This window comes from Haloferax gibbonsii, assembly GCF_001190965.1.
GTDB lineage: Archaea > Halobacteriota > Halobacteria > Halobacteriales > Haloferacaceae > Haloferax > Haloferax gibbonsii.
On the sequence record NZ_CP011947.1, the window covers coordinates 287,451 to 312,326 of the forward strand.

Sequence of the window (24,876 nt, forward strand, 5' to 3'; positions counted from 1 at the left end):
GCGTCCGCGACACACACCACCGCCGCGTTTTTCCGCTCGGACTCCATATCTCCGAGCGATGTCTCAACTCGTCCTCTACGAACTGCAGGGCTGTCCGTACTGCGCGAAGGTGAAGAACAAGCTCGCCGAACTCGACCTCGAATACGAGTCGCGGATGGTTCCCAGCGCCCACGCCGAGCGCACGGAAGTCGAGGAGGTAAGCGACCAGACCGGCGTTCCCGTCCTCGTCGACGAGGAACACGGCGTCGAGGGGATGCCCGAGAGCGACGATATCGTCGACTACCTCGAAGAGACCTACGGCTCGGCGGCGTAACCCCCTCCCTTCCCTCTCGCGGCGGCCGTCGGGCTCCCGCTTACTGTTCTCGTTTTCGACCGCACGCGGTCTCGTAGCTCGCGCGGAGCGCGTCCGAGAGTTCGGTGATTCGGCTCGGCTCGATATCGACGGTCGCCCACGACCCGACGATGCGACCGTTCGCCTCGAACGGCAGGACGCGGTGTCGTTTCGCCACCGCCGCCCGCGACTCGGCCGACAGCGACGTGAGCGAGAGCCCCTGCTCGGAGACGACGGCGAAGAGCGTCCCGTTCGCCCGAAACGACGGGCAGCCGAAAAGCGCCGTCCGCTCGACCGCCGGCCACGAGGCGGCCTCGCGCCACACCGCGGCCGCGAGCGTTTCGACGGTGGCCCGCGATTCCTCACTCACGCCGTCGTTCCCGTTCGGCCCTCGCACGTTCGACATAGCAACCGCTACGCTGGCGACGATGATAACCATAGTAGCAACCGCACGAGAGCGTGCCGCGACCCTGCGGTTAGCTCTCTGCTGGGTCGCGGGTCCGCTCTCGAATCAGGTCGCGAATCTCGTCGGGGTCGTCGATGGCGGCGAGTTCCTCGCAGCTGACGATGCCGGTTCCGTCGACCGACTCGCGCTTCTGCTGTTCCTCGACGAAGTAGACCGAGCGCGTCCGCGTGATTTCGCCGAGCGAAGACATGATTTGGGCGCGCTTTTCGGCGCTGCGGGTGAACGACGAGTGGCCCGTGAGGACGTTCGTCTCCTTCTTGCGTCCGGCGTCCTCGCTGACGGCCTTGAACGGTGCGCGGGCGGTCGGGTGGACGGTGAAGCCGGCGCGCGTCAACACCGACAGAACGTGTTCGTCGTCGGGGTCCACGTCCGGGTCTTCGGGAGTCGGCTCGGCGTCGCGCACGTCCTCCGCGCCCGTGAGCACGTCGACCGGGCTCGAGAAGGGCCGGTCGAACAGCTCTTCGAGGTGAATCGCCACTTCGATGCTCGCGTTCATGCCGTTTTCGTACTTCGAGACGGTGCGCCGCGAGACGCCGAGCTCGGTCGCGAGCTGTCCGAGGCTCCACCCGCGTTCTTGCCGCTCTTCGGCGAGCACGTCGCCGTCGAGGCTCACGTACAGACCGCCGGGGGCGGCGTAGATGAGCGGGGGAACCTCCTCGACGAACAGGTCCATGGCGGTGTCGGGGTTCAACACCGGCACGCCGTGACGGAAGTAGACGACTCCGGGTTTGAGGTCCTCGTCTCGAGTGCGAAGCCCGACGACCAACGGCGTGGCGTCGAGGTACGAGCCGAGGCGTCGCATCTCGGAGCCGGTGACGCCGTCGAACGCGTCGATGTTCCCCAGTATCTTGAGGAGCAACAGGTCCTCACCTCTCCGGGCGGCGAGGTCGAAGCTCTTCGGCCGGATGGCGATGCGGTCGCTCACGACGAAGCCCGCGTCTTGGAGCATCGCGGCGACATTACCAACCAGCGCTGACCGGGACATAGGGGGCAATAAGCGATTCGGCCCATAAAGCGTTTTCCCCGGTATCGCCGCCCTCGCCGACGTGTATCCCTTCTCGATGCCGCATTTATATAGCCGCGACCGACCCGAAAGGCGTTACTGCGCCCTCCGGCAATCTCCGGCGATGACCGTCATCGGCCTCGACGACACCGACTCCCGCACCCTCGGGATGTGTACGACGTACTTGGCGACGCTCGTCGCAGAGGCAGTCGAGGCCCGCGGCGGGACCGTCGAGCGGCGACTCCTCGTCCGCTTGAACCCCGCGGTCGAACACAAGACCCGCGGGAACGCGGCGCTGGCGCTTCACACCGACCTCCCCGCGGGCGCGGCGCTCGACGTCGCCCGCGACGAGCTCGACCGCTGGGCCGTCCTCGACGACGACCGAACCAGTCCGGGCCTCGTCGTCGCGCCGGGGTCGCCCGACACGGTTTCGACCGCCGTCGCCGACTTCGCCCGCGACGCCGTCCGCGACTTCCACGACCTCGACGACGCGGTCGACCTCGCGGAGCGCTCCGGGTTTCTGACCGAGGGTTGGCACGGCGGGCGGGGTCGTATCGGCGCGCTCGCGGCCGTCGGCGCGTGGGCCGCTTTCGACGAGTGGACCTACGAACACATCTCCTACCGCGAGTTCCACCGCTGCGGGACGCCTCGCGAGGTCGATTTGGACTCCGTCTTCGGCGCGGCCGACGCGGCGTATCCCGACGCGTGGGACACCGTGGACCGCGAGGAGGGCGAGGCCGTCTGCGTGCCGAACGCGCCGGGACCGATTCTCCACGGCATCCGCGGCGACGACGCCGACACCGTCCGCGAGGTCGCCGCCGCCATCGACTCCGAGCCCGTCGACCGCTCGGCGACGTTCCTCACGAATCAGGGGACCGACGCGCACCTCCGCGACGGCGTCGTCTCGGACCTCCGCGACGGCCGCGCCTACCGCGTCGCCGGCACCGTCGCCTCCGACCCGGAGACGCGCGCCGGCGGCCACGTCTTTTTCGACCTCGAAGCCGGCGACTCGACGGTCTCCGTCGCCGCCTTCGAACCGACGAAGCGCTTCCGGAACCGGGTGCGGGCGCTCCGCGTCGGCGACGCCCTCACCGCCTGCGGCGAGGTCGGAGACGGGACGCTCAAACTGGAGAAGTTCGCGGTCCGCGACCTCGTGCGCACGGAGCCCGCGACGCCGGTCTGCCCCGACTGCGGGCGGACGATGAAAAGCGCCGGGCGGAATCAGGGCTACCGGTGTCGCGACTGCGGGACCGACGCGCCCGGCAAAGTCGAGCGGGCGGTCGACCGCGACCTCGAACTCGGCTGGTACGAGGTGCCGCCCTGCGCCCGCCGACACATCGCCAAACCGCTCGTTCGCGGCGGCTTCGACGCGGCGACGCACCCCGAACGCTGAGCCCGCGGCTCGCGGCCGTCTCCCTCAGTCTTGGACGACCAGCACGTTCGTGTTCTCGCGGCGGTCGACGAACGACCCCCCGGCGGGCGGCTTCACGTCCACGACGAGCGTCCCGTCTTCGCGGTTCGCGCCGAGTTCGGCGTCGACCCGAATGGTCGCGGACCCTCCGTCGCCGGTCTTCGCCGCCGCCACGCCGTCGATTTCTGCGGTTCCAGATTTCACGATGACCGTCGCGCCCTCGACCGGGTCGCCTTCGTGGTCGACGACGGTGAAAGAGAGGTCCTGTGCGCCGGGGCCGACCACGTCGGGCGTCGGCTTCACGTCGAGTTCCGAGGTGGCGAGACCCTGCACTCCCGAGAGCATGTTGAGCATGACGCTCATGCTGGCGACGCCGACCACGAGGGCGACGACGAGGCGGACCGGGAGACCTTCGATGGCGCGCGTGTCTGACCGAAACGTATCGAGCATGGGCCGTCTGGCCGCGGGTTCGTATATAAACTCTCGCCCGGAGGTTCAAGTCGCATCGCGGGACCAGTCCGCGCCATGCACACCATCGGCCGCGACTCGGACGAAGAAGGCCCCGTCTGCCGGTTCGGGAACTACCGCGCCCGCGACGGGAGCGAGGGCGCGGCCGTCGGCCTCGACGTGAACCGCCCGCACGCGGCGGTCGTCGTCGGCAAGCGCGGAAGCGGGAAATCCCACACGCTCGGCGTCATGGCCGAGGGTCTGGCGCGCGCCGCGGGCGTCGCGCCGGTCGTCATCGACCCGATGGGCGTCTTCGGTGGCCTCGAAGCGTCGCCGATAGACGGGACGGTCCACGACGCGCCGAGCGTCCGCGCCGACGCGCTCCCGCCGAGCGCGTGGCCGGACCTGCTCGGTCTCGACCCGACCGCCCCCGCGGGGTCGCTCGTCTGGCGACTCGCGGCCGAGGAAGACTCGCTCCTTGCGATGCGCGGGGCGGTCGACGACGCCGACGCCGCGCCCGAGACGCGCAGAGCCGCGGCGAACCACCTCGCGCTCGCCGACTCGTGGGGCGTGTTCCACCCCGACGGGCTCGACCCGCGGTCGCTCTGCGGTCCCGCGCCCGACGTGCTCGACCTCTCGGGACTGGACGAGACCCCCGCGAGCGCCGTCGTCCGCGTCGTCGCCCGCGGTCTCTACGACGCCCGCGTCGCGGACGCTGTCTCTCGCATCCCGTGGGTGCTTCTCGACGAGGCCCACGCGTTCGTCGGCGGGCTCGCAGACTCCGCGCTTCGGACGCTTCTCACGCGCGGGCGAGCCCCCGGCGTCGGCGTCGTTCTCGCGACCCAGCGGCCCTCGGCGCTCCCCGAGGTCGCCGTCTCGCAGGCCGACCTCCGGGTCGTCCACCGACTCACCGCCGGTCCCGACGTGTCGGCGATGGCGGCCGCAGACCCGACGTACTTCGACGAATCGCTCCGCGCTCGGCTCCCGCGGGAACGCGGGTGCGCGCTCGTCGTCGACGACACCACGGAGACGGTCCACGACGTGCGGGTGCGTCCCCGAGAGACGCCGGACGGGGGCGCGACGCCGCGGGCGGTTCCAGACCGTGACCGTTCCGAAACCATCGAGTAGTCCGGCCGGAGAAGAGCCGTATGGACCGCTCGGAACTGGCACTGGTCGCCTTCGGCGGCTTCGCCGGGGCGCTACTGCGCTACGGCGTCTCCGTCGCGATTCCCGGCGCGGGCGGTACCCTCGCCGTGAACGTCCTCGGGAGCTTCGTCCTCGGGACGTTCATCACGTCGGTCTCCTCCCGCCGGGCGCAGTTGTTCTTCGGGACCGGGCTGCTCTCGTCGTTCACGACGTACAGCACGTTCGCCGTCCAGACCGCGTCGCTGTCGCCGATGGGCGGCGCGCTCAACGTCGGCGCGAACTACGCGCTCGGTTTCGCCGCCGCCGCGCTCGGCCTCGCGTTCGGAGGACGGCGATGAGTCTCTCGCTTCTCTCGGCCGTCCTCGTCGGCGTCGGTGGGATGGCCGGCGCGGTCTCTCGGCACACCGTCGACCAGCGAATTGTCGGCAAATGGAGCACCGCCACCGTCAACGTCCTCGGGAGCGTCGCGCTTGGATTTCTCGTCACTGCGCCCGTCGGTGACGCGGCGGTGGCGCTCGCCGGAACCGGATTCTGCGGGGCCTTCACGACGTTCTCGTCGTTCGCGGTCGGCGTCGCGGAACTCGCGGATGCGGGCGACTACGACACGGCGGCTCGGTACGCGTTCGGGACGCTCGTGGCGGCGTTGGTCGGGGTTGCGATTGGCGGGGCTGTGGGCGGGACGGTCGGGTGAGTCCGGCGCTCACCGCCCGCCCGATTCGACGGCCGCCTCGCGCTCGTCGAGGAACCGTTTGGTCCCCCGCCTGACGATGAACGGGAAGCGGCGGGCGAGATACAGCCCGACTCTGGTCGTCAGGTCGGCGGTGACGACGAGACGGGTCGACTCGATTTTGTCGGCGAACTTCCGCCCCACGTCTTCGGGGTCACTCATCATCGACGACGGGAGTCCGAGTCGGGCCGCCGACCGGGTGGCGGTGTAAGGCGGGTGCATCACCGAACAGGAGACGTTCTCGCGTTGCAGTTCCATCCGAAGCGAACGGGTGAACGCCTCGATTGCGCCCTTCGTCGACGCGTACCCCGATAGTCCCGGCGTGCCGACGAGTCCGACGCCGGAACTCACGTTGTGGATGTGCCCCGAGTTTCGGGCCCGCATGTGCGGCAGGACGGCCCGTATCATCCGAAGGTAGCCGAAGTAGTTCACCTCGAACTCCTCGCGCGTGTCGTCGAGCGTTCGGTCGTCGAACAAGCCGAAGTTGAATATCGCCGCGTTGTTGAGGAGGATGTCGATGTGTCCCCACTCGTCCAGGAGTCCAGCCACCGCCGCCTCCACGTCGTCGTCGTTCGTCACGTCGCACTCGTAGACGCGGACGCGGTCGGGATACGCCTCCTGAAGCGGCCGGAGATTATCCACGTTGACGTCGAGCCCGGCGACTCGGTAGCCCTTCTTCAGGAGCGCCACTAGCGTGTGGTAACCGATTCCCTCGTTCGCGCCGGTCACCACGACGACCCGCCCGTCGGTTGTCCCACTCGTCATACTGTACCGACGTCACGCGAGAATATGGCGGTGTTGACGCTCCCTTACGGCGCTCTTCCGGTAAGGGTCGGGGATTTGAACCTCAGTCGCTCCGCTCGCTACCGCTCGCTTCGCTCCTTGGTTCAAATCCCGCCTGTCGTCGCTTACAGATTTCACTCACTGTCGCTCGGCGACGAGACGCCTCGCTGGAGGAGTTGAAATCAGAGAAGCGCCCGAGGCGGGATTTGAACCGTGCCGACGTCACTCGCTACACTCGCTCGTCGTCGGGTTCAATCCCTTTGGGGTATTCACGAGAATTACGCTCGCGCCGAGACGAGACTCGGCGCTCAGAGAGTAATTCATCGAAAAGTACGCCCGAGGCGGGATTTGAACCCGCGTCACGACCGTGACAGGGTCGTATGATGGGCCACTACACCACCCGGGCTTACTGAAGTGAGTTTTGCGGTACGGAGAGCGCCCGAGGCGGGATTTGAACCCGCGTCACGACCGTGACAGGGTCGTATGATGGGCCACTACACCACCCGGGCCCTCCGTCTGCACTCATCCGTAGCCGAGGTTTATAGATAAGACTTACCATCTGGGTTGCCCTTGGCCCGCGGTACCGCGATTCTTGCCCCGAAGACATTTATATCGCGATACCCCATGCCAACACGTGACGATTCGCGCATCTCCGGTGCGTGACCTCCGATAGCGTCGCCTTTCTTCGACGCAGTTGGCAAGTGTTAAATGGGTGCGTCCCAAAATCAGCCGTAGTATCCCGTGACAGCTTCTTCCAGCACCCAGCAGCACCATACATGGTAGACGTAAGCCAACACAAACTGGTTCCGGAACACACGAAACTCGACGACGAGGCCGTCGAGGACGTGTTACAGGAGTATAACGTCGAGAAGACGAACCTCCCGAAGATCAAGCTGAAGGACCCGGCGCTCCCCGAGGACGCAGAGCCCGGCGACGTCATCAAGATCGTTCGGAACTCTCGAACGACAGACAAAGCAGTCGTATACCGACTGGTGATCGAATGAACCGACAAGCGCGACGCGAGGTCTCTCGCAAGTACTTCTCCGAAGAACGGCTCGCTGAACACCACTTCCGCTCGTTTAACGCGTTCCTCGAACGCGGCATGATGGACGTCGTCGAGGAGAAGGCGACCATCGAGACCGACATCGGCGACAAGGAGGGCGAGGAACCCGTCTACGTCGAACTCGGTGGCGTCCGCGTGGAGACGCCCCGCGTCCGCGAGGCCGACGGCTCCGAGGAACTGCTCTTCCCGCAGGAAGCGCGCCTGCGCAACATCACCTACTCCGCCCCCGTGTTCATGGAGATGTCCATCGTCCGCGGCGGCGAAGAAGAAGAGGAGGTCGTCGTCGACACTGCGGAGACGAAGGTCGGCCGGATGCCCATCATGGTCGGCTCCTCGAAGTGCAACATCGCCGAGCTCTCCGACGAGGACCTCGTCGAAATCGGCGAAGACCCCGTCGACCCCGGCGGCTACTTCATCGTCAACGGCTCCGAGCGCGTGCTCATGACCTCGGAGGACCTGGCGCCGAACAAGATTCTCGCCGAGTACGACACGAAGTACGGCGACGAGATTCAGGTCGCGAAGACGTTCAGCCAGCGCCGCGGCTACCGCGCGCTCGTGCTCTGCGAGCGCAACCGCGAGGGACTCCTCGAAGTGTCGTTCCCGTCCGTCTCCGGGAGCGTCAACTTCGTCACGCTCGTCCGCGCGCTCGGCCTCGAATCCGACGAGGAGATCGTCCACCGCGTCTCCGACGACCCGGAGATTGTGAAGTTCATGCTCGAGAACCTCGAGGAGGCCGAGGTGCAGACCCAAGAGCAGGCCATCGAGGCGCTCGGCAAGCGCGTCGCCGGCGGCCAGGGCAAGAACTACCAGCTCAAGCGCGCCAACTACGTCATCGACCGCTACCTGCTCCCGCACCTCCACGAGGAGGGCGCGGAGGAAGAGGAAGTGCGCATGAACAAGGCGTACTACCTCTGTCGCATGGCCGAGGCGTGTTTCGAACTCGCGCTGCAGCGCCGCGACTCCGACGACAAGGACCACTACGCCAACAAGCGCCTGAAGGTCTCCGGCGACCTCATGAAGGACCTCTTCCGGACGGCGCTCAACAAGCTGGCACGCGACGTGAAGTACCAGCTCGAGCGCGCCAACATGCGGAACCGGAACCTGACGGTCAACACCGTGGTCCGGTCCGACGTGCTCACCGAGCGGCTCGAACACCCCATCGCGACGGGTAACTGGGTCGGCGGCCGCTCCGGCGTCTCCCAGCTCGTCGACCGCACCGACTACATGGGTGTGCTGTCGCACCTTCGCCGCCTCCGCAGTCCGCTGTCGCGGTCGCAGCCGCACTTCGAGGCGCGCGACCTGCACGCGACCCAGTGGGGTCGCATCTGTCCCTCCGAGACTCCCGAGGGACCGAACTGCGGTCTGGTGAAGAACTTCGCGCAGGCGATGGAACTCTCCCAGAACGTCGAAGACGAACAGTCGCTGAAACGAGAACTCGCGTCGATGGGTGTCGAGGGTATCCCCGGCATCGACAGCGTCGACGCCACACCCGCGGACGACTAACATGGCTCAGGCACAGCGAGAAGCGAAAGTATACGTCAACGGTAGTCTCGTCGGGACCCACCCGGACCCCAACCAACTCGCGGCACAGATCCGAGAGGCGCGCCGCCGCGGCGACGTGAGCCAGATGGTGAACGTCTCCGTCAAAGAGCGCACCCGCGAAGTCATCATCAACGCCGACGCGGGCCGCGCCCGCCGTCCGCTCATCGTCGTCGAAGACGGCGAGCCGCTCCTCGACGACGACCACGTCGAGGCGCTCGACAACAACGACCTCGACTTCGACGACCTCGTCGAGCGCGGACTCGTCGAGTTCATCGACGCCGAGGAGGAAGAAGACATCTACGTCGCGGTCGACGAGGACGAACTCAACGAGGACCACACGCACCTCGAAATCGACCCGCAGCTCATCTTCGGCATCGGTGCCGGGATGATTCCGTACCCGGAGCACAACGCCTCGCCCCGCATTACGATGGGTGCAGGGATGATGAAGCAGTCCCTCGGGCTGCCCGCGGCGAACTACCGCATCCGCCCGGACACCCGTCAGCACCTCATGCACTACCCGCAGCTCTCGATGGTCAAGACGCAGACCACGGAGCAGATCGGGTTCGACGAGCGACCCGCGGCCCAGAACTTCGTCGTGGCCGTCATGTCCTACGAGGGCTTCAACATCGAGGACGCGCTCGTCATGAACAAGGGCTCCGTCGAACGCGCCCTCGCCCGCTCGCACTTCTTCCGCACCTACGAGGGCGAAGAGCGCCGCTACCCCGGCGGTCAGGAAGACCGCTTCGAGATTCCGTCGCAGGACGTGCGCGGCGCGCGCGGTGAAGACGCCTACTCGCACCTCGACGAGGACGGCCTCGTCAACCCCGAGACGGTCGTCGACGAGAACTCCGTGCTGCTCGGCAAGACCTCGCCGCCGCGGTTCCTCGAGGAACCCGACGACATGGCGGGGCTCTCGCCGCAGAAGCGCCGCGAGACCTCCGTCACGATGCGCTCGGGCGAGTCCGGCGTCGTGGACACGGTCACGCTCATGGAGGGCGAAGACGGCTCGAAGCTCGCCAAGGTGTCCGTCCGCGACCAGCGCGTTCCGGAACTCGGCGACAAGTTCGCGTCCCGCCACGGACAGAAGGGCGTCGTGGGCCACCTGGCACCCCAGGAGGACATGCCGTTCACCGCGGATGGCGTCGTTCCCGACCTCGTGCTTAACCCGCACGCCCTGCCGTCGCGGATGACGGTCGGCCACGTGCTGGAGATGCTCGGCGGCAAGGTCGGTGCGCTCGAAGGCCGCCGCGTCGACGGCACCGCCTTCCAGGGCGAAAACGAAGAGGAGCTCCGCTCGGCGCTCGAAGAGCGCGGCTTCATGTCCTCCGGCAAGGAGGTCATGTACTCCGGCGTCACCGGCGAGAAGATCGAGGCCGAAATCTTCGTCGGCATCATCTTCTACCACAAGCTGTACCACATGGTGAGCAACAAGCTGCACGCCCGCTCGCGCGGTCCCGTGCAGGTGCTCACCCGCCAGCCGACGGAGGGGCGCGCCCGCGAGGGTGGCCTCCGTCTCGGGGAGATGGAGCGCGACACCGTCATCGGCCACGGTGCCGCGATGGTGCTCCAGGAGCGCCTGCTCGACTCCTCCGACAAGGAGAAGGTCTACATCTCCGCCGACACCGGCATGGTCGCCGTCGAGGACCGCGACCAGCGCCGCATCTACGACCCGGTCACCGGCGACGAGGACAACATCCACGAGATCGAGATCAGCTACGCGTTCAAGCTGCTCCTCGACGAGATGGTCGCGCTCGGCGTCCGGCCGCGAATCGAACTGAAGGACGCGGTCTAACCACTCATGTCAATGCAGACACCCAAAGAAATCGGCAGCATCCAGTTCGGGTTGATGGACCCGGAGACGTACCGAGACATGTCCGCGACGAAGGTCATCACCGCGGACACCTACGACGACGACGGCTACCCAATCGACATGGGTCTCATGGACCCGCGGCTGGGCGTCATCGACCCCGGCCTGCAGTGCCGCACCTGCGGCCAGCACTCCGGGTCGTGTAACGGGCACTTCGGCCACATCGAACTGGCCGCGCCCGTCATCCACGTCGGCTTCACGAAGCTCATCCGCCGCCTGCTCCGCTCGACGTGCCGCGAGTGCGGTCGCCTCTCGCTCACGGACGAGGAAGCAGACGAGTACCGCGACAAGCTCGGTCGCACGAAGGAACTCGGCGACGACTGGAGCGACGTGATGAAGTCGGCAGTCCGGCAGGCCCGCAAGGCCCACCGCTGTCCCCACTGCGGCTCGCCGCAGCACGACATCAAACACGAGAAGCCGACGACCTACTACGAGGTCCAGAACGTGCTCGCCGGGGACTACTCCGAGCGCATCGCCGAAGCGATGCAGCCCGACCCCGACGACGAGGACGACGAGGGCGTCGACCCCGTCACCCTCGCTAACGAGACCGGCCTCGACGCCGAGCGCGTCAACCAGGTGCTCGCCGGCGAGTTCCGCCCGGTCGGCGACGACCGCAAGGCGCTCGAGAAGGCGCTCGACCTCGACCTCACGGAAGAGGACATGAACAAGCTGATGCCCTCGGACATCCGCGACTGGTTCGAGGACATCCCGGACGAGGACCTCATCACGCTCGGCATCGACCCCGACCGGTCGCGCCCCGAGTGGATGATTCTGACCGTCCTCCCCGTCCCGCCGGTCACGGCGCGTCCCTCTATCACGCTGGACAACGGCCAGCGCTCCGAGGACGACCTGACCCACAAGCTCGTGGACATCATCCGCATCAACCAGCGGTTCATGGAGAACCGCGAGGCGGGTGCCCCGCAGCTGATTATCGAGGACCTGTGGGAGCTGCTTCAGTACCACGTCACCACGTTCATCGACAACGAGATTTCGGGCACGCCGCCGGCGCGGCACCGCTCCGGCCGCCCGCTGAAGACGCTCAGCCAGCGCCTGAAGGGCAAGGAGGGTCGCTTCCGCGGTTCCCTGTCCGGAAAGCGCGTCAACTTCTCGGCTCGTACCGTCATCTCGCCGGACCCGACCCTGTCGCTCAACGAGGTCGGCGTCCCGGACCGCGTCGCGTCCGAGATGACCCAGACGATGAACGTCACCGAGCGCAACATCGACGAGGCTCGCCAGTACGTCCGTAACGGACCCGAGAGCCACCCCGGCGCGAACTACGTCCGCCGTCCGGACGGCCGCCGCCTGAAGGTGACCGAAAAGAACTGCGAGGAACTCGCGGAGAAGGTCGAACTCGGCTGGGAGGTCAACCGCCACCTCGTCGACGGCGACATCGTCATCTTCAACCGACAGCCGTCGCTGCACCGGATGTCCATCATGGCGCACGAAGTCGTCGTGATGCCGTACAAGACGTTCCGCCTGAACACCGTCGTCTGTCCGCCGTACAACGCCGACTTCGACGGCGACGAGATGAACATGCACGCCCTCCAGAACGAGGAGGCCCGTGCCGAGGCGCGCGTCCTCATGCGCGTCCAAGAGCAGATTCTCTCGCCGCGCTTCGGTGAGAACATCATCGGCGCGATTCAGGACCACATCTCGGGCACCTACCTGCTCACCCACGACAACCCCGAGTTCGTCGAGACGCAGGCGCTCGACCTGCTCCGCGCGACGCGCGTGGACACCCTGCCCGAGCCCGCGGGCGAAAACGAGGACGGCCAGCCCTACTGGACCGGCCAGCAGATCTTCTCCGAACTCCTGCCCGACGACCTGAACATGGAGTTCACTTCGAAGGTCGGCGACACGGTCACCATCGAGGACGGCCAGCTCACTCAGGGCACCATCGACGAGGACGCCGTCGGCGCGTTCGGCGGCGAAATCGTCGACGCCCTCGCCAAGGACTACTCGAAGACGCGCTCGCGCATCTTCATCAACGAGATCGCCTCGCTCGCGATGCGCGCCATCATGCACTTCGGGCTCTCCATCGGTATCGACGACGAGTCCATCCCGGACGAGGCGACGGCGCAGGTCGACGAGGCCATCGACGCCGCCTACGACAAGATTCAGGAACTCATCGAAATCTACGAGGCGGGCGAACTCGAGTCCCTGCCGGGTCGCTCCGTCGACGAGACCCTGGAGATGAAGATCATGCAGCGCCTCGGCAAGGCGCGTGACTCCGCCGGTGAAATCGCGGAGGACCACTTCGAGGAGGACAACCCCGCGGTCGTGATGTCGAAGTCCGGCGCGCGTGCGTCCATGCTCAACCTGACCCAGATGGCCGGCTGCGTCGGCCAGCAGGCGGTTCGGGGCGAGCGCATCAACCGCGGCTACGAGGGTCGCACCCTGAGCCACTACCAGAAAGGCGACCTCTCGGCCGAGGCCCACGGCTTCGTCGAGAACTCCTACCGCGCCGGCCTCACGCCGCGTGAGTTCTTCTTCCACGCGATGGGTGGCCGCGAAGGGCTGGTCGACACGGCAGTCCGGACCTCGAAGTCCGGGTACCTGCAGCGTCGGCTCATCAACGCCCTCTCCGAACTCGAAGCGCAGTACGACGGCTCCGTCCGCGACACGTCGGGGACCATCGTCCAGTTCGAGTTCGGCGAAGACGGCACGAGCCCGGTGAAGGTCTCGTCCGACGACGAGACGCCGATCGACGTCGAGAACATCGCCGACCGCATCCTCACCTCGGAGTTCAGCTCCGCCGAGGAGAAGGAACGCTTCCTCGGCGAGCGCGAACCGCCGACCAACCTCTCCGAGCACGCCGAACCGCGTGTCGACGCCCGTGCGGGGGTCGAATCCGATGACTGAACACGACGCAACCGACGACTACGAGTTCGTCGACGACGCCATCGTCGACGTCGTCGAGTCCAAAGAGCTGTCTCGACGCCTGAAGGACCGCATCTACCAGACCATCGAAGAGCGCGAGGGCGTCTCGTTCGAACAGGCCGGCGAAATCGCGCAGGCCGTCGAGGCGCGCTACCTCGACACCCGCGTCGACCCGCTCGACCCCGTCGGGACGGTCTCGGCGCAGTCCATCGGTGAGCCGGGGACGCAGATGACGATGAACACGTTCCACTACGCGGGCGTCGCCGAAATCGACGTCACGCAGGGGCTGCCGCGCCTCATCGAACTGGTGGACGCGCGGAAGACCCCCGACACGCCGATGATGACCGTGTACCTCGAAGACGAGTACGCGAACAACCGCGAACTCGCCCACCAGGTCGTCTGGAACATCGAGTCCACGAAGATTCTGGCGCTCGGCGACATCTCGACGAACGTCGCCGACATGGTCGTCCAGATCAACCTCAACGACGAGACGCTCCTCGAACGCTGGCCGACCTACGACGACGAGGGCGTCGTCGCGAGCGAAATCGCGGAGACCATCGAGGACGCGCTCGGTATCAAGACCCGCCGCGAGGGGACGCTCATCGAGTTCGGTCCCGAGAGCCCGAGTTACCGCCGACTCCTCCAACTCGTCGAGGAGCTTCGCGACATCGTGTTCAAGGGCATCGAGGAGGTCTCCCGCGTCGTCATCCGCAAGGAGAACAACGAGGACACCGACGAAGAGGAGTTCGTCCTCTACACCGAGGGTTCGGCGTTCGGCGACGCGCTCGCCATCGAGGGCGTCGACGCCTCCCGGACCACCTCGAACAACATCCACGAGGTGCACAAGCAGCTCGGCATCGAGGCCGCCCGCGAGGCCATCATCGACGAGACGATGAACACGCTCCGCGAGCAGGGTCTCGACGACGTGAACATCCGCCACCTGATGCTCGTCGCGGACATCATGACGAACGACGGGACCATCGAGTCCATCGGTCGTCACGGCATCTCCGGGTCGAAGGACTCCGTCCTCGCCCGCGCCGCGTTCGAGGTCACGGTCAACCACCTGCTCGACGCCGCCATCCACGGCGAGGAAGACGACCTCGACGGCGTCATCGAGAACGTCATCGTCGGCAAGCCGATTGCGATCGGCACCGGCGACGTGGACCTCCGCATGGGCTCGCTCGACGTCGAGGACGCGGACGCCAACGCGGCACCCGAACCGTCTGACGACTGACGATGAAAGTTACGCTGTCGGATACGGCCCGGCGCTTCATCGCCCTCTTCGAGGAGGAGACGGAGGCGACCGCCCACGACTGCCTCGTGTTCGAGGACCGCGTCGTCTTCCTCGTCGCCGCGGGCGACATGGCGACGGCTATCGGCCCCGGCGGGCGGACCGTCCAGTCGGTCGAGCGACAACTCGGTCGGTCGGTCGAACTGGTCGAGGACGCCGACACGCCGGAGGCGTTCGTCGCGAGCGCGCTCGCGCCGGCGGCCGTCCGACACGTGACTCTCTCGCGGCAGAACGACACCGTCGCGTACGTCGAGGTCGCCGAAGCCGACCGCGGCGTCGCCATCGGCGCGAGCGGAAAGACCATCGACACCGCGCGCGAGCTGGCGCGTCGTCACTACGACATCGACGACATCCAGTTGACGTAGGGCGGCGGTCGACTCGACCACACGTTTTTGTCCTCACCGAACGGCGAGCTACGCATGTCGCCGATACGACAGTCTGTCGGAGTCGCGGTCGGACAACTCGACCCGACGGGATTCGCCGAGTACGAGGAGCTCGCGAGCGCGACCGTGGGGTTCGCCGCCGCGGCGGTCGTGGTCTATCTCGTCGGTCGGCTCCTCGTCGTCCCGGGCGTGACGAGGCTCGTCAGCGCCCGGAACCGGAACAACCCGACGCTGCAGTCGGCGACGGAGACCTACGCGCACGCGTTCGTCATCGCGCTCGCAACGCTCGCGGGCGTCGTCGGCGCGGGCTACGCGTCGGTGCTGACCGACACCGCGCTCATCGTCGCGGCGCTGACGCTCGTCGTCGGCGTCGCCGGGCAGGAGGTCATCGGCGCGCTCATCAGCGGCCTCTTTCTCGTGGCCGACCCGGACTTCAACGTCGGCGACTGGATATCGTGGCCCGGCGGCGAGGGCGTCGTCGAGGCGGTCGACTTCCGGGTCACGCGCGTGCGGACGGTGAATAATGAGACTATCTCCGTGCCGAACACGGAACTCACGACGAACGCGCTCACCCGCCCGTACGGCCGAGAGCGGTACCGAATCACCGAGCGCGTCGACGTCGCGTACGCCGACGACACGGAGTTGGCGCTCCGCGAACTCGTCGAGACGGCGCGGGAGGACGACCGCGTGCTCGACGACCCGGAGCCGACCGCGCGCATCCTCGAGTTCGCCGGGAGTTCGATCGGCCTGCAGGCGGAGTTCTGGGTCGAATCGCCGATGGACGTGAGTCTCGTCGACGTTCGCTCGCAGTACCGGCGTCGAGTCAAGCGGCGGTTCGACGAGGAGGGGCTGACGCTGGGCCCGGCGTCGGGCCGGGAGGTCAGCGGCCGCCTCGACGTGGACCTCGTCGGGGAGCGCGGCGGCGAGTGACCCGGTCAGACAGGCGCGTCACCCCGCGTGCGTGTCGTTCGCACGGGTGGACGAAACGACACCATCTCCGGGCGGTTTAGTCCCTCTTCGCCGCGGAGGGGGCGTCGTTCGAATCGGAGAAACGACCTCAGATTCCTCCTTAGGGGTCGCTAATCGCTCCTGAAGCCGTCTCGTCGGATTCGAAAAGGGAGGCTTAAGTAGCTCCATCTGGAACTGTTGTTCACTATGGCGAACGGCAAATACGCCGCGCGCAAGCTCAAGCAGGACCGGCAGAAGCGCCGCTGGTCCGACTCTGAGTACGCGCGCCGTGAGCGCGGTCTCGGCAAGAAGTCCGACCCGCTCGAGGGTGCTCCGCAGGGTCGCGGCATCGTCCTCGAGAAGGTCGGTATCGAAGCGAAGCAGCCGAACTCGGCGATTCGGAAATGCGTCCGTGTTCAGCTCATCAAGAACGGAAAGCAGGTCACCGCCTTCTGTCCCGGTGACGGCGCGATTTCGTTCATCGACGAACACGACGAAGTCACCATCGCCGGTATCGGCGGCGCGAAGGGTCGCGCGATGGGTGACCTTTCGGGTGTCAACTACAAGGTCGAGAAGGTCAACGGCGTCTCGATGATCGAACTCGTCCGCGGGAACGCTGAAAAGCCGGTGCGCTAACCATGTCGGAAAGCGACGCACCCGAGCCCGAGTCCCCCGCGAGCAGCGAGGAAGCAAAGGAGAACGCGCTTCTGTTCGGCGTCTGGGACGTCTCCGAGATGGAGTACACCGACCCCAGCATGAGCCGGTACATCAAGGCGACGCCTATCGCCCACACGATGGGTCGTCACGCCTCGAAGCAGTTCCAGAAGTCCGAAATCAGCATCGTCGAGCGGCTCATCAACCGCCTGATGCAGACCGAGGACAACACGGGACACAAGCAGAAGACGAGCAAAATCGTCAAGGAAGCGTTCGAAATCGTCAACGAGCGCACCGAGGAGAACCCCGTGCAGGTGCTCATCCGCGCGGTCGAGAACGCCGGTCCCCGCGAGGAGACCGTCCGCCTCAAGTACGGCGGTATCTCGGTCCCGCAGGCCGTCGACGTCGCCCCGCAGCGCCGCGTCGACGAGGCGCTGAAGTTCATCGCGCGGGGTACGCTCAGCGGCTCCTACAAGACGACGACCACCGCCGCCGAGGCGCTCGCACAGCAGCTCATCGGCGCGGCCGACTACGACGTCCAGACGTACGCTATCTCCCAGAAAGAGGAGAAAGAGCGCGTCGCCGAAGCGGCCCGGTAATCTCTCCACTCTCTTTCGTTTTTCACTGCGCCGAGTGACGACGCTGTACGGTCGGCCCGTGGGACCACAGCGTTCGCCTGACGCCTCGCGGCCGGCGCGCGTCGCTCAGTCGGCGGCCATCCCCGGATTGACCACGTAGTGTTTCACCACGTCGACGAGCGTCCGGCGGTACTCGCTTTTCGAGGGGTCGTCGGCGAGCGTTCGGAAGTGCTCTTTGAACGTCTCGAGAGACACCGACGGCGCGTCGTCGCCCGCGGCGTGGGCGAGGTCGTACAGCCGGTGGTCGGACTCGACGAGGTCGTGTCGCTCCACGAGCGCGAGGGCGAACGCGGCGTTCACGGCCGTGATTTCGGGGTCCGAACCCGCGGTGACGAGTCGGGAGCCGGGGCGGCCGGACGCCTGCGGTCGGTCGGCGAGCGCCGCCGCCAGTTGCGACTCGAGGAACTGGACGAGCTTGTCCGCGGGCGCGACAGACAGCGTCAGGTCGTCGGCGTAGATGTCCTTGCAGTGGTTGGCGATTTGATAGCAGTGCGCGAGCTTTCGGCGCTCGACGGTGCGCCCCGCGAGCGCGAGAAAGACCGCCTCGCGCGTGGACTGGTAGTGCGAGACGTGCCCCTCTTCGTTTCGGGCCATGTGTGAGAGTTCGTGGAGCGCGAGCTCGCGGGCCATCGCGCTGGTGGCGGCCTGTCGGGAGATGTTGAGGACGTGGCGGTCCTGATAGTGGCCGGCCCACGTGCGGGAGTCGGGATCATCGCGAACGCGCACGTACACGGGGTACGAAAGCTCGAACTCGGTTTCGAACAGGTCGGCGGCGCTCAAGAACGGGTCTGCCGGTGCGCCCCCGACGACTCGGAGGTCCATTCGACTTGAGAAATGTTATCAATCGACATGACTCTTACGCCGACCCCGGCACCGAGATTCGCGTCCGGCGGACAGTCTCGCCTATCGTGACAAAAATGCTCATACCCCGGCGGTAGGACGGCTGAAAATGGGAAATCCGCTCGGCAAAAACACTACTCTTTTGACCCTCCTGCCGGTAGACCCCTGTATAATGGGCCGACGAAAGAAGATCGTCCAGGAATGTGAGAAACTGATGGACAAGCCGGAGCAGATCCGGAACATCGCCATCGCCGCTCACGTCGACCACGGTAAGACGACCCTCTCCGACAACCTCCTCGCGGGTGCGGGCATGATCTCTGACGAGACTGCCGGCCAGCAGCTCGCGATGGACACGAAGGAAGACGAACAGGAACGCGGCATCACCATCGACGCCGCAAACGTCTCGATGACCCACGAATGGGAAGACAAGAACCACCTCATCAACCTCATCGACACGCCGGGCCACGTCGACTTCGGTGGCGACGTGACGCGCGCGATGCGCGCCGTCGACGGTGCGCTCGTCGTCGTCGACGCCGTCGAGGGTGCCATGCCGCAGACCGAGACGGTCCTGCGTCAGGCGCTCCGCGAGGGCGTCAAGCCGGCGCTTTTCATCAACAAGGTCGACCGCCTCATCAACGAGCTGCAGGAAGGTCCCGAGGAGATGCAGAAGCGTCTCGTCGACGTCATCTCCGACGTCAACGAACTCATCCGCGGGATGACCGAGGAGAAGGACTACGACTGGACGGTCTCCGTCGAAGACGGAACCGTCGCCTTCGGGTCCGCCCTCTACAAGTGGGGCGTCTCCATGCCGTCGATGGAGGAGACTGGTATCTCCTTCGGCGACATCATGGAACTCGAGCGCGGTGGCGACCGCCAGGAACTCCACGAGCGCACGCCGCTTTCGGACGTCGTCCTCGACATGGTTGCGGAGCACTTCCCCAACCCGCTCGACGCCCAGCCCCGTCGTATCCCGACGGTCTGGCGCGGTGACTCCGAGTCCGACCTCGCGCGCCAGATGCGCGAAGTCGACGACGACGGCGAAGTCGTCTTCATGGCGACCGACATCTCGATGGACCCCCACGCGGGCGAAATCGCGACGGGTCGCCTGTTCTCCGGCACCATCCGCAAGGGGCAGGAGCTCTACGTCTCCGGGACCGCGGGCAAGAACCGCGTCCAGTCCGTCGGTGTCTTCATGGGCGGCGAGCGCGAGGAACTCGACCGCGGCGTCCCCGCGGGGAACATCGCGGCCGTCACGGGTCTCCGTGACGCCATCGCCGGTTCCACCGTCTCCTCCGTCGAGATGACGCCGTTCGAGTCCATCGAGCACATCTCCGAGCCCGTCATCACGAAGTCCGTCGAGGCAGAGCGCATGGACGACCTGCCGAAGCTCATCCAGACGCTCCAGCAGGTCGCGAAGGAAGACCCGACCATCCGCATCGAGATTAACGAGGACACGGGCGAGCACCTCATCTCCGGTCAGGGCGAGCTCCACCTCGAAGTCATCACCCAGCGTATCCGCGACAACCAGGGCATCCCGGTCCGCACCGGTGAGCCGATTGTCGTCTACCGCGAGCAGGTCCAGGGCAAGTCCCACGAGGTCGAGGGCGTCTCCCCGAACCGCCACAACAAGTTCTACATCACGGCGGAACCCCTCTCGCAGGACATCGTCGACTCCATCAAGCTCGGCGAAATCTCGATGGACATGCCCGAACTGGAGCGCCGCGAGGCCCTCCAGGAAGCCGGCATGGACAAGGACACGTCCCAGAACGTCGAACACATCCACGGGACGAACATCCTCATCGACGACACGAAGGGTATCCAGCACCTCAACGAGACGATGGAACTCGTCATCGAGGGTCTCGAAGAGGCGCTCGACGACGGTCCGCTCGCCGCGGAGCCCGTTCAGGGGACGCTCCTGCGCCTCCACGACGCGCGACTCCACGAGGACACCATCCACCGCGGTCCCGCCCAGGTCATCCCTGCGACGCGTGACGCGGTCCACCGCTCGCTCATCGCGGGTCAGGTGAAGCTCCTCGAACCCATCCAGAACGTCCGCATCGACGTCGCCTCCGAATACATGGGCTCGGCCTCCGGCGAGATTCAGGGTCGCCGCGGCCGCGTCGACGACATGTACCAGGAAGGTGACCTCATGGTCATCGAGGGCATCGCGCCCGTCGAAGAGATGATCGGCTTCTCGTCGGACATCCGTTCGGCCACGGAAGGTCGCGCCTCCTGGAACACGGAGAACGCCGGCTTCCGCGTGCTCTCGGACAACCTCCAGCGCGAGAAGATCATGGAGATCCGCGAGCGCAAGGGCATGAAGCTCGAGCTCTCGCAGGCTATCGACTACATCTAAGCGCGAACCTTCGCGCCTTCTTTCGTTTTTTCACCCGGGCAGCGATGGCCCCGGTCCGTCGGCCCGCCACCGTGCCGCGCCCGACGGCCTTCCCGCGTCGTCTCCCGGTGGCCGAGACCGTCTTCGAGCGCTCTGTCGCGGTCGACCTCTCCGTGACACATGCCAGCACGCTGTCGACGTCGGCAAACCGTGTCGGCTGCGAAGGCTTATACCACGTGGCCGAATCACGGATACGTATGCGTAAGGGTACGTCTCTCGACTCCTGGCGCGACGACGCGAAACCACGACCGAACCGCGCGTCGCGGACAACAGCGTCGGGACGGCCCACGGGGGTGGGGCGATGAGCGCACAGGACCTCGACGGCGGGAGCGACGGCGAGACCGACGGGAGCGGCGAGATGCCGAAACCGCACACGATTCGGCTCGAACTCGTCGACGAGCCCGGACAGCTTTTAGCCGCGCTCAAGCCCATCTCCGACAACGGCGGTAACCTGCTTTCCATCTTCCACGAACGCGGGAGCCTGACTCCCCGGGGGCACATCCCCGTGGAGGTCGACCTCGAATGCCCGCCCGACCGCTTCGAGCGAATCGTCGAGGCGCTCCGCGAGGCCGGCGTCAACGTCATCCGCGCCGGCGCGGAGCACTTCGGTGAGGAGGTAATGGTCATCCTCGTCGGCGACATCGTCGATTCCGACCTCTCGGACACGCTCCACCGCATCGAGTCCTCGGCGGACGCGACCCTGCAGGACCTGTCGCTGTCCGCCCGCGAGGGGACCGACGAGGCGTCGAGCGCCCGACTCCGACTCGCGGTCCGCTCCGGCCGCGTCGACGAGACGCTGTCGGTCGTTCGCGACCTCGCCGCCGAGAAGGGACTGCACGTCGTCGAACCGCTCGCGGAGGGGTCCCAATGAGCCTCAGACTCGCCGTGCTCGGCGCGGGCGCGGTCGGCGGCTCGGTTCTCGATCTCGCGGGCGACTACGGTCACGACGTCGTCGCGTTCGCGGACTCGTCTTCCTCCGCGGTCGACCCCGCCGGACTCGACCCGAGCGCGGTCCACGACCGAAAGGAACGCGACGGCGTGGTCGGCGAGGCGCCCCCCGAGGCGGTGTTCGACGCCGACTACGACGTGTTGGTGGAGGCGACGCCGACGACGCTCGGCGACGCCGAGCCCGGCTTTTCGCACGTCGAGCGGGCGCTGGCGGACGACCGCCACGTCGTGCTCGCGAACAAGGGTCCGGTCGCGGAACGCTACGCCGACCTGCGCGCGCTCGAAGCCGAAAGCGAGGGGACCGTCCAGTTCGAGGCCGCCGTCGGCGGCGCGATTCCCGTCCTCTCGACCATCTCGGACCTCGGCGCGCCCCACGTGACCGCCGCCCGCGGCGTGCTGAACGGGACGGCGAACTTCATCCTCTCGCGGATGGCCGCCGAGGGACTCGACTACGAGCACGTGCTCGCGGAGGCCCAGGACCTCGGCGTCGCCGAGGCGGACCCGACGTTCGACGTCGACGGCATCGACGCCGCGCTGAAGTTCGTCATCCTCGCGAACGTCCTCTCCGACGGCGAGACCGAGTACGCGCTCGACGACGCCGAGGTCGAGGGCATCCGCAACGTGCCGGGAACGGCGCTCGACCTCGCCGCCGAGGACGGTCGGACGGTCCGCCTCATCGGCGAGGCGACGGCCGACGGGGTCCGCGTCGCTCCGCGGCTGATTCCACAGGGCTCCGCGCTGTCGGTCACGGGCACGCAGAACATCGTCCAGTTGGAGACCAAACACGCGGGCCAACTGAATATCAGCGGCCGCGGGGCGGGCGGTCCGGAGACGGCGACCGCCGTCCTGTCCGACGTTTCACGCCTCGAATAGCGGCACAGGCGGCCCGTACCCCTGTTTCTTTCGACTGTCGGTATCCACCGGACACGCCGTTTCCGGGACCATGGTATGGTTCCGCAAATCGCAGTACGGCGGTTAGACGGCCCGTAGCGCGTATCGAAATCGTTTTAGGGGTTTCAGCAAAAACATTCCCCACAGAGCGCCTTAGCGCGTGAACACACCAATGAGCGACAAACCCCACCAGAATCTGGCCATCATCGGCCACGTCGACCACGGTAAGAGTACGCTCGTCGGCCGACTCCTGTTCGAGACCGGCTCCGTCCCGGAGCACGTCATCGAGCAGCACCGAGAGGAAGCCGAGGAGAAGGGCAAGGGCGGATTCGAATTCGCCTACGTCATGGACAACCTCGCCGAAGAGCGCGAGCGCGGTGTCACCATCGACATCGCCCACCAGGAGTTCGACACGGACGAGTTCTACTTCACCATCGTCGACTGTCCTGGCCACCGCGACTTCGTCAAGAACATGATCACCGGTGCCTCGCAGGCTGACAACGCGGTCCTCGTCGTCGCCGCCGACGACGGTGTCGCGCCTCAGACCCGCGAGCACGTCTTCCTCGCCCGCACCCTGGGCATCGGCGAACTCATCATCGCGGTCAACAAGATGGACGTCGTCGACTACAGCGAAGACAAGTACAAGGACGTCAAGGAGCAGGTCAACAAGCTCCTCAAGCAGGTCCGCTTCAACTCCGACGACGCGACCTACGTCCCGATTTCGGCCTTCGAAGGCGACAACATCGCCGAGCGCTCCGACAACACGCCGTGGTACGACGGCGACATCCTGCTCGAAGCGCTCAACAACCTGCCGGCACCGCAGCCGCCGACGGACGCGCCGCTGCGCCTGCCCATCCAGGACGTCTACACCATCTCCGGCATCGGTACGGTCCCGGTCGGCCGTATCGAGACGGGTACCCTCAACCCCGGCGACAACGTGAGCTTCCAGCCCTCTGACGTCGGCGGCGAGGTCAAGACCGTCGAGATGCACCACGAGGAAGTCGATCAGGCCGGACCTGGCGACAACGTTGGTTTCAACGTTCGTGGCGTCGGCAAGGACGACATCCGCCGCGGCGACGTCTGTGGCCCGGCTGACGACCCGCCGAAGGTCGCCGAGACGTTCAAGGCGCAGGTCGTCGTCATGCAGCACCCCTCGGTCATCACCGCTGGCTACACGCCGGTCTTCCACGCCCACACGGCGCAGGTCGCGTGTACCATCGAGTCGATCGACCAGAAGCTCGACCCCGCGTCGGGCGAGGTTGCTGAGGAGAACCCGGACTTCATCAAGTCCGGCGACGCCGCCATCGTGACCGTCCGTCCGCAGAAGCCGCTCAGCATCGAGCCGTCCTCCGAGATTCCGGAGCTCGGCAGCTTCGCTGTCCGTGACATGGGTCAGACCATCGCGGCCGGCAAAGTGCTCGAAGTCAACGAGCGATAACGATGCAACAGGCACGCGTTCGGCTCGCCGGCACGAGTCCGGAAGACCTCGACGATATCTGCGACGACGTCCGCGAGATCGCGAACAAGACGGGCGTCAACCTCAGCGGGCCGATCCCGCTGCCCACGAAGACGCTCGAAGTCCCCGCCCGCAAATCGCCTGACGGCGAGGGGACGGCGACGTGGGAGCACTGGGAGATGCGCGTCCACAAGCGTCTCATCGACCTCGACGCTGACGAACGCGCTCTGCGCCAGCTGATGCGCGTTCAGGTTCCGAACGACGTCAGCATCGAGATCGTCCTCGAAGACTAACGACGGCGCTGTCCGGACTCCCGGATCGCCCGTTCGTGACGGCCCGCCCGTCACACTCGCGGTTGTCGAGGCGCGCGTCCGGAGGACTCTGCCTCCGAGCTGACTTTCAGCGCTAAGGCGCGTGTCATCTCACTTCCGTTCGACACGCGAGCAGACGCCCGTAGAATCACCCGACGGAACGGGATGCTATCGCATGCCCGACCGCGGACAAAACATAGGGTATAAGTGTATCCCACGACTCCGTGGGAATGAGGGCTCGTAGATCAGTGGCAGATCGCTTCCTTCGCAAGGAAGAGGCCCGGGGTTCAAATCCCCGCGAGTCCATCCACGTTTTCACAACGTTTCTAAGGCCCGCAAGACGCTTCTCTTGCGGTCTCACGCTGTAACGTTCATCGGCCAGCGGCCGCACAAAACGTCCGCCGCGTCGAGAGTTACTGATTACTCGGCATCCGCCCCGACCATGTCGGGCGATT

Annotated in this window: 24 protein-coding genes and 3 tRNA genes; 20 read left to right on the forward strand and 7 right to left on the reverse strand. The window is 66.5% G+C overall.

Features of this window, described 5'->3' with window-relative positions; all coding sequences use genetic code 11:
* Positions 1-58: 58 nt before the first annotated feature.
* Complete coding sequence (locus ABY42_RS01515) at positions 59-313, forward strand: glutathione S-transferase N-terminal domain-containing protein (protein WP_004973596.1); 255 nt, start codon at positions 59-61, stop codon at positions 311-313.
* 40 nt (positions 314-353) lie between these two features.
* Here the strand turns inward: ABY42_RS01515 and ABY42_RS01520 are convergent, their stop codons facing one another.
* Both ABY42_RS01520 and ABY42_RS01525 read right to left on the reverse strand, forming a co-directional pair.
* Complete coding sequence (locus ABY42_RS01520; RefSeq protein ID WP_050458522.1) at positions 354-737, reverse strand: hypothetical protein; 384 nt, start codon at positions 735-737, stop codon at positions 354-356.
* 70 nt (positions 738-807) lie between these two features.
* Positions 808-1,782, reverse strand: a complete 975-nt coding sequence (locus tag ABY42_RS01525) for a transcriptional regulator (RefSeq protein ID WP_004973594.1) — start codon at positions 1,780-1,782, stop codon at positions 808-810.
* A gap of 142 nt (positions 1,783-1,924) precedes the next feature.
* Here ABY42_RS01525 and ABY42_RS01530 point away from each other — a divergent pair, with 142 nt between their 5' ends.
* Positions 1,925-3,193 carry a tRNA(Ile)(2)-agmatinylcytidine synthase gene (locus ABY42_RS01530; RefSeq protein ID WP_050458523.1) on the forward strand — a complete coding sequence of 423 codons (1,269 nt, stop codon included), beginning with the start codon at positions 1,925-1,927 and terminating at the stop codon, positions 3,191-3,193.
* A 24-nt stretch (positions 3,194-3,217) separates the two neighbouring features.
* On the opposite strand, the gene ABY42_RS01535 is transcribed toward ABY42_RS01530, so the two are convergent.
* Positions 3,218-3,661 (reverse strand): DUF7382 domain-containing protein, encoded by a 444-nt coding sequence (locus ABY42_RS01535; protein WP_050458524.1) that lies wholly within the window; start codon positions 3,659-3,661, stop codon positions 3,218-3,220.
* 75 nt (positions 3,662-3,736) lie between these two features.
* Here ABY42_RS01535 and ABY42_RS01540 point away from each other — a divergent pair, with 75 nt between their 5' ends.
* The 3 genes from ABY42_RS01540 to ABY42_RS01550 are packed head-to-tail and all read left to right on the forward strand — an operon-like array spanning position 3,737 to position 5,495.
* Positions 3,737-4,786 carry an ATP-binding protein gene (locus tag ABY42_RS01540; RefSeq protein ID WP_004973587.1) on the forward strand — a complete coding sequence of 350 codons (1,050 nt, stop codon included), beginning with the start codon at positions 3,737-3,739 and terminating at the stop codon, positions 4,784-4,786.
* Between the two features lie 20 nt (positions 4,787-4,806).
* Complete coding sequence (locus tag ABY42_RS01545; RefSeq protein WP_050458525.1) at positions 4,807-5,142, forward strand: CrcB family protein; 336 nt, start codon at positions 4,807-4,809, stop codon at positions 5,140-5,142.
* Positions 5,139-5,495 carry a fluoride efflux transporter FluC gene (locus tag ABY42_RS01550; RefSeq protein WP_050458526.1) on the forward strand — a complete coding sequence of 119 codons (357 nt, stop codon included), beginning with the start codon at positions 5,139-5,141 and terminating at the stop codon, positions 5,493-5,495. The genes ABY42_RS01545 and ABY42_RS01550 overlap by 4 nt, the downstream gene beginning before the upstream one ends.
* Before the next feature lie 9 nt (positions 5,496-5,504).
* Here ABY42_RS01550 and ABY42_RS01555 read toward each other — a convergent pair whose 3' ends face one another.
* The 3 genes from ABY42_RS01555 to ABY42_RS01565 form a co-directional block, all read right to left on the reverse strand.
* Positions 5,505-6,296: an SDR family NAD(P)-dependent oxidoreductase gene (locus ABY42_RS01555; protein WP_082220632.1), complete on the reverse strand. Its 792-nt coding sequence runs from the start codon at positions 6,294-6,296 to the stop codon at positions 5,505-5,507.
* A gap of 351 nt (positions 6,297-6,647) precedes the next feature.
* Positions 6,648-6,720 (reverse strand) — tRNA-Asp (locus tag ABY42_RS01560).
* A 30-nt stretch (positions 6,721-6,750) separates the two neighbouring features.
* A tRNA-Asp gene (locus tag ABY42_RS01565) sits at positions 6,751-6,823 on the reverse strand.
* Between the two features lie 267 nt (positions 6,824-7,090).
* On the opposite strand from ABY42_RS01565, the gene ABY42_RS01570 reads away from it, so the two are divergent.
* The 9 genes from ABY42_RS01570 (at position 7,091) to ABY42_RS01610 (ending at position 17,541) form a co-directional block, all read left to right on the forward strand.
* A complete protein-coding gene (locus ABY42_RS01570) occupies positions 7,091-7,318 on the forward strand; it encodes a DNA-directed RNA polymerase subunit H (protein WP_004044577.1) in 228 nt (75 codons plus the stop codon).
* Positions 7,315-8,880 carry a DNA-directed RNA polymerase subunit B'' gene (locus ABY42_RS01575; protein ID WP_004969057.1) on the forward strand — a complete coding sequence of 522 codons (1,566 nt, stop codon included), beginning with the start codon at positions 7,315-7,317 and terminating at the stop codon, positions 8,878-8,880. Before ABY42_RS01570 ends, ABY42_RS01575 begins: the two co-directional genes overlap by 4 nt.
* Position 8,881: 1 nt before the next feature.
* The gene (gene rpoB, locus ABY42_RS01580; protein ID WP_004973581.1) at positions 8,882-10,711 is read left to right on the forward strand and encodes a DNA-directed RNA polymerase subunit B; all 1,830 of its coding nucleotides are present in this window, start codon (positions 8,882-8,884) and stop codon (positions 10,709-10,711) included.
* Between the two features lie 12 nt (positions 10,712-10,723).
* Complete coding sequence (locus ABY42_RS01585; protein ID WP_004973579.1) at positions 10,724-13,648, forward strand: DNA-directed RNA polymerase subunit A'; 2,925 nt, start codon at positions 10,724-10,726, stop codon at positions 13,646-13,648.
* On the forward strand, positions 13,641-14,900 hold the full coding sequence (gene rpoA2 / locus ABY42_RS01590) for a DNA-directed RNA polymerase subunit A'' (RefSeq protein ID WP_050458527.1): 1,260 nt from the start codon (positions 13,641-13,643) through the stop codon (positions 14,898-14,900). The genes ABY42_RS01585 and rpoA2 overlap by 8 nt, the downstream gene beginning before the upstream one ends.
* 2 nt (positions 14,901-14,902) lie before the next feature.
* Positions 14,903-15,322: a NusA-like transcription termination signal-binding factor gene (locus ABY42_RS01595; RefSeq protein ID WP_004973575.1), complete on the forward strand. Its 420-nt coding sequence runs from the start codon at positions 14,903-14,905 to the stop codon at positions 15,320-15,322.
* A gap of 54 nt (positions 15,323-15,376) precedes the next feature.
* Positions 15,377-16,270 (forward strand): mechanosensitive ion channel family protein, encoded by an 894-nt coding sequence (locus ABY42_RS01600; RefSeq protein ID WP_004973574.1) that lies wholly within the window; start codon positions 15,377-15,379, stop codon positions 16,268-16,270.
* A gap of 225 nt (positions 16,271-16,495) precedes the next feature.
* Positions 16,496-16,924 (forward strand): 30S ribosomal protein S12, encoded by a 429-nt coding sequence (locus tag ABY42_RS01605; RefSeq protein WP_004044570.1) that lies wholly within the window; start codon positions 16,496-16,498, stop codon positions 16,922-16,924.
* Positions 16,925-16,926: 2 nt separating this feature from the next.
* Positions 16,927-17,541 carry a 30S ribosomal protein S7 gene (locus tag ABY42_RS01610; RefSeq protein ID WP_050458528.1) on the forward strand — a complete coding sequence of 205 codons (615 nt, stop codon included), beginning with the start codon at positions 16,927-16,929 and terminating at the stop codon, positions 17,539-17,541.
* A gap of 105 nt (positions 17,542-17,646) precedes the next feature.
* On the opposite strand, the gene ABY42_RS01615 is transcribed toward ABY42_RS01610, so the two are convergent.
* Positions 17,647-18,402, reverse strand: coding sequence for a DUF5781 family protein (locus tag ABY42_RS01615; RefSeq protein ID WP_004973570.1), 756 nt, complete (start codon positions 18,400-18,402; stop codon positions 17,647-17,649).
* Positions 18,403-18,592: 190 nt separating this feature from the next.
* On the opposite strand from ABY42_RS01615, the gene ABY42_RS01620 reads away from it, so the two are divergent.
* The 6 genes from ABY42_RS01620 (at position 18,593) to ABY42_RS01645 (ending at position 24,727) form a co-directional block, all read left to right on the forward strand.
* Positions 18,593-20,776: an elongation factor EF-2 gene (locus ABY42_RS01620; RefSeq protein WP_004973569.1), complete on the forward strand. Its 2,184-nt coding sequence runs from the start codon at positions 18,593-18,595 to the stop codon at positions 20,774-20,776.
* Positions 20,777-21,116: 340 nt separating this feature from the next.
* Positions 21,117-21,686, forward strand: a complete 570-nt coding sequence (locus ABY42_RS01625) for an amino acid-binding protein (protein ID WP_050458529.1) — start codon at positions 21,117-21,119, stop codon at positions 21,684-21,686.
* Positions 21,683-22,636 (forward strand): homoserine dehydrogenase, encoded by a 954-nt coding sequence (locus ABY42_RS01630; protein WP_050458530.1) that lies wholly within the window; start codon positions 21,683-21,685, stop codon positions 22,634-22,636. Before ABY42_RS01625 ends, ABY42_RS01630 begins: the two co-directional genes overlap by 4 nt.
* 190 nt (positions 22,637-22,826) lie before the next feature.
* Positions 22,827-24,092 (forward strand): translation elongation factor EF-1 subunit alpha, encoded by a 1,266-nt coding sequence (gene tuf, locus ABY42_RS01635; protein WP_004969067.1) that lies wholly within the window; start codon positions 22,827-22,829, stop codon positions 24,090-24,092.
* A gap of 2 nt (positions 24,093-24,094) precedes the next feature.
* On the forward strand, positions 24,095-24,403 hold the full coding sequence (rpsJ, locus tag ABY42_RS01640) for a 30S ribosomal protein S10 (RefSeq protein ID WP_004044563.1): 309 nt from the start codon (positions 24,095-24,097) through the stop codon (positions 24,401-24,403).
* A 252-nt stretch (positions 24,404-24,655) separates the two neighbouring features.
* Positions 24,656-24,727: transfer RNA gene (locus ABY42_RS01645), tRNA-Ala, on the forward strand.
* The last annotated feature ends 149 nt before the right edge of the window (positions 24,728-24,876 follow it).

Excerpts from the sequence above, each read along its gene's own strand:
- ABY42_RS01570 (WP_004044577.1), top strand. The coding sequence starts at position 7,091 with ATGGTAGACGTAAGCCAACACAAACTGGTTCCGGAACACACGAAACTC.
- ABY42_RS01575 (WP_004969057.1), top strand. The coding sequence starts at position 7,315 with ATGAACCGACAAGCGCGACGCGAGGTCTCTCGCAAGTACTTCTCCGAA.
- ABY42_RS01520 (WP_050458522.1), bottom strand. The coding sequence starts at position 737 with ATGTCGAACGTGCGAGGGCCGAACGGGAACGACGGCGTGAGTGAGGAA.
- ABY42_RS01535 (WP_050458524.1), bottom strand. The coding sequence starts at position 3,661 with ATGCTCGATACGTTTCGGTCAGACACGCGCGCCATCGAAGGTCTCCCG.
- ABY42_RS01555 (WP_082220632.1), bottom strand. The coding sequence starts at position 6,296 with ATGACGAGTGGGACAACCGACGGGCGGGTCGTCGTGGTGACCGGCGCG.
- rpsJ (WP_004044563.1), top strand. The coding sequence starts at position 24,095 with ATGCAACAGGCACGCGTTCGGCTCGCCGGCACGAGTCCGGAAGACCTC.
- ABY42_RS01550 (WP_050458526.1), top strand. The coding sequence starts at position 5,139 with ATGAGTCTCTCGCTTCTCTCGGCCGTCCTCGTCGGCGTCGGTGGGATG.
- ABY42_RS01615 (WP_004973570.1), bottom strand. The coding sequence starts at position 18,402 with ATGGACCTCCGAGTCGTCGGGGGCGCACCGGCAGACCCGTTCTTGAGC.
- ABY42_RS01530 (WP_050458523.1), top strand. The coding sequence starts at position 1,925 with ATGACCGTCATCGGCCTCGACGACACCGACTCCCGCACCCTCGGGATG.
- rpoB (WP_004973581.1), top strand. The coding sequence starts at position 8,882 with ATGGCTCAGGCACAGCGAGAAGCGAAAGTATACGTCAACGGTAGTCTC.
- ABY42_RS01610 (WP_050458528.1), top strand. The coding sequence starts at position 16,927 with ATGTCGGAAAGCGACGCACCCGAGCCCGAGTCCCCCGCGAGCAGCGAG.
- ABY42_RS01540 (WP_004973587.1), top strand. The coding sequence starts at position 3,737 with ATGCACACCATCGGCCGCGACTCGGACGAAGAAGGCCCCGTCTGCCGG.
- ABY42_RS01620 (WP_004973569.1), top strand. The coding sequence starts at position 18,593 with ATGGGCCGACGAAAGAAGATCGTCCAGGAATGTGAGAAACTGATGGAC.
- ABY42_RS01515 (WP_004973596.1), top strand. The coding sequence starts at position 59 with ATGTCTCAACTCGTCCTCTACGAACTGCAGGGCTGTCCGTACTGCGCG.
- ABY42_RS01625 (WP_050458529.1), top strand. The coding sequence starts at position 21,117 with ATGAGCGCACAGGACCTCGACGGCGGGAGCGACGGCGAGACCGACGGG.
- ABY42_RS01585 (WP_004973579.1), top strand. The coding sequence starts at position 10,724 with ATGCAGACACCCAAAGAAATCGGCAGCATCCAGTTCGGGTTGATGGAC.
- ABY42_RS01605 (WP_004044570.1), top strand. The coding sequence starts at position 16,496 with ATGGCGAACGGCAAATACGCCGCGCGCAAGCTCAAGCAGGACCGGCAG.
- tuf (WP_004969067.1), top strand. The coding sequence starts at position 22,827 with ATGAGCGACAAACCCCACCAGAATCTGGCCATCATCGGCCACGTCGAC.
- rpoA2 (WP_050458527.1), top strand. The coding sequence starts at position 13,641 with ATGACTGAACACGACGCAACCGACGACTACGAGTTCGTCGACGACGCC.
- ABY42_RS01545 (WP_050458525.1), top strand. The coding sequence starts at position 4,807 with ATGGACCGCTCGGAACTGGCACTGGTCGCCTTCGGCGGCTTCGCCGGG.
- ABY42_RS01600 (WP_004973574.1), top strand. The coding sequence starts at position 15,377 with ATGTCGCCGATACGACAGTCTGTCGGAGTCGCGGTCGGACAACTCGAC.
- ABY42_RS01595 (WP_004973575.1), top strand. The coding sequence starts at position 14,903 with ATGAAAGTTACGCTGTCGGATACGGCCCGGCGCTTCATCGCCCTCTTC.
- ABY42_RS01525 (WP_004973594.1), bottom strand. The coding sequence starts at position 1,782 with ATGTCCCGGTCAGCGCTGGTTGGTAATGTCGCCGCGATGCTCCAAGAC.
- ABY42_RS01630 (WP_050458530.1), top strand. The coding sequence starts at position 21,683 with ATGAGCCTCAGACTCGCCGTGCTCGGCGCGGGCGCGGTCGGCGGCTCG.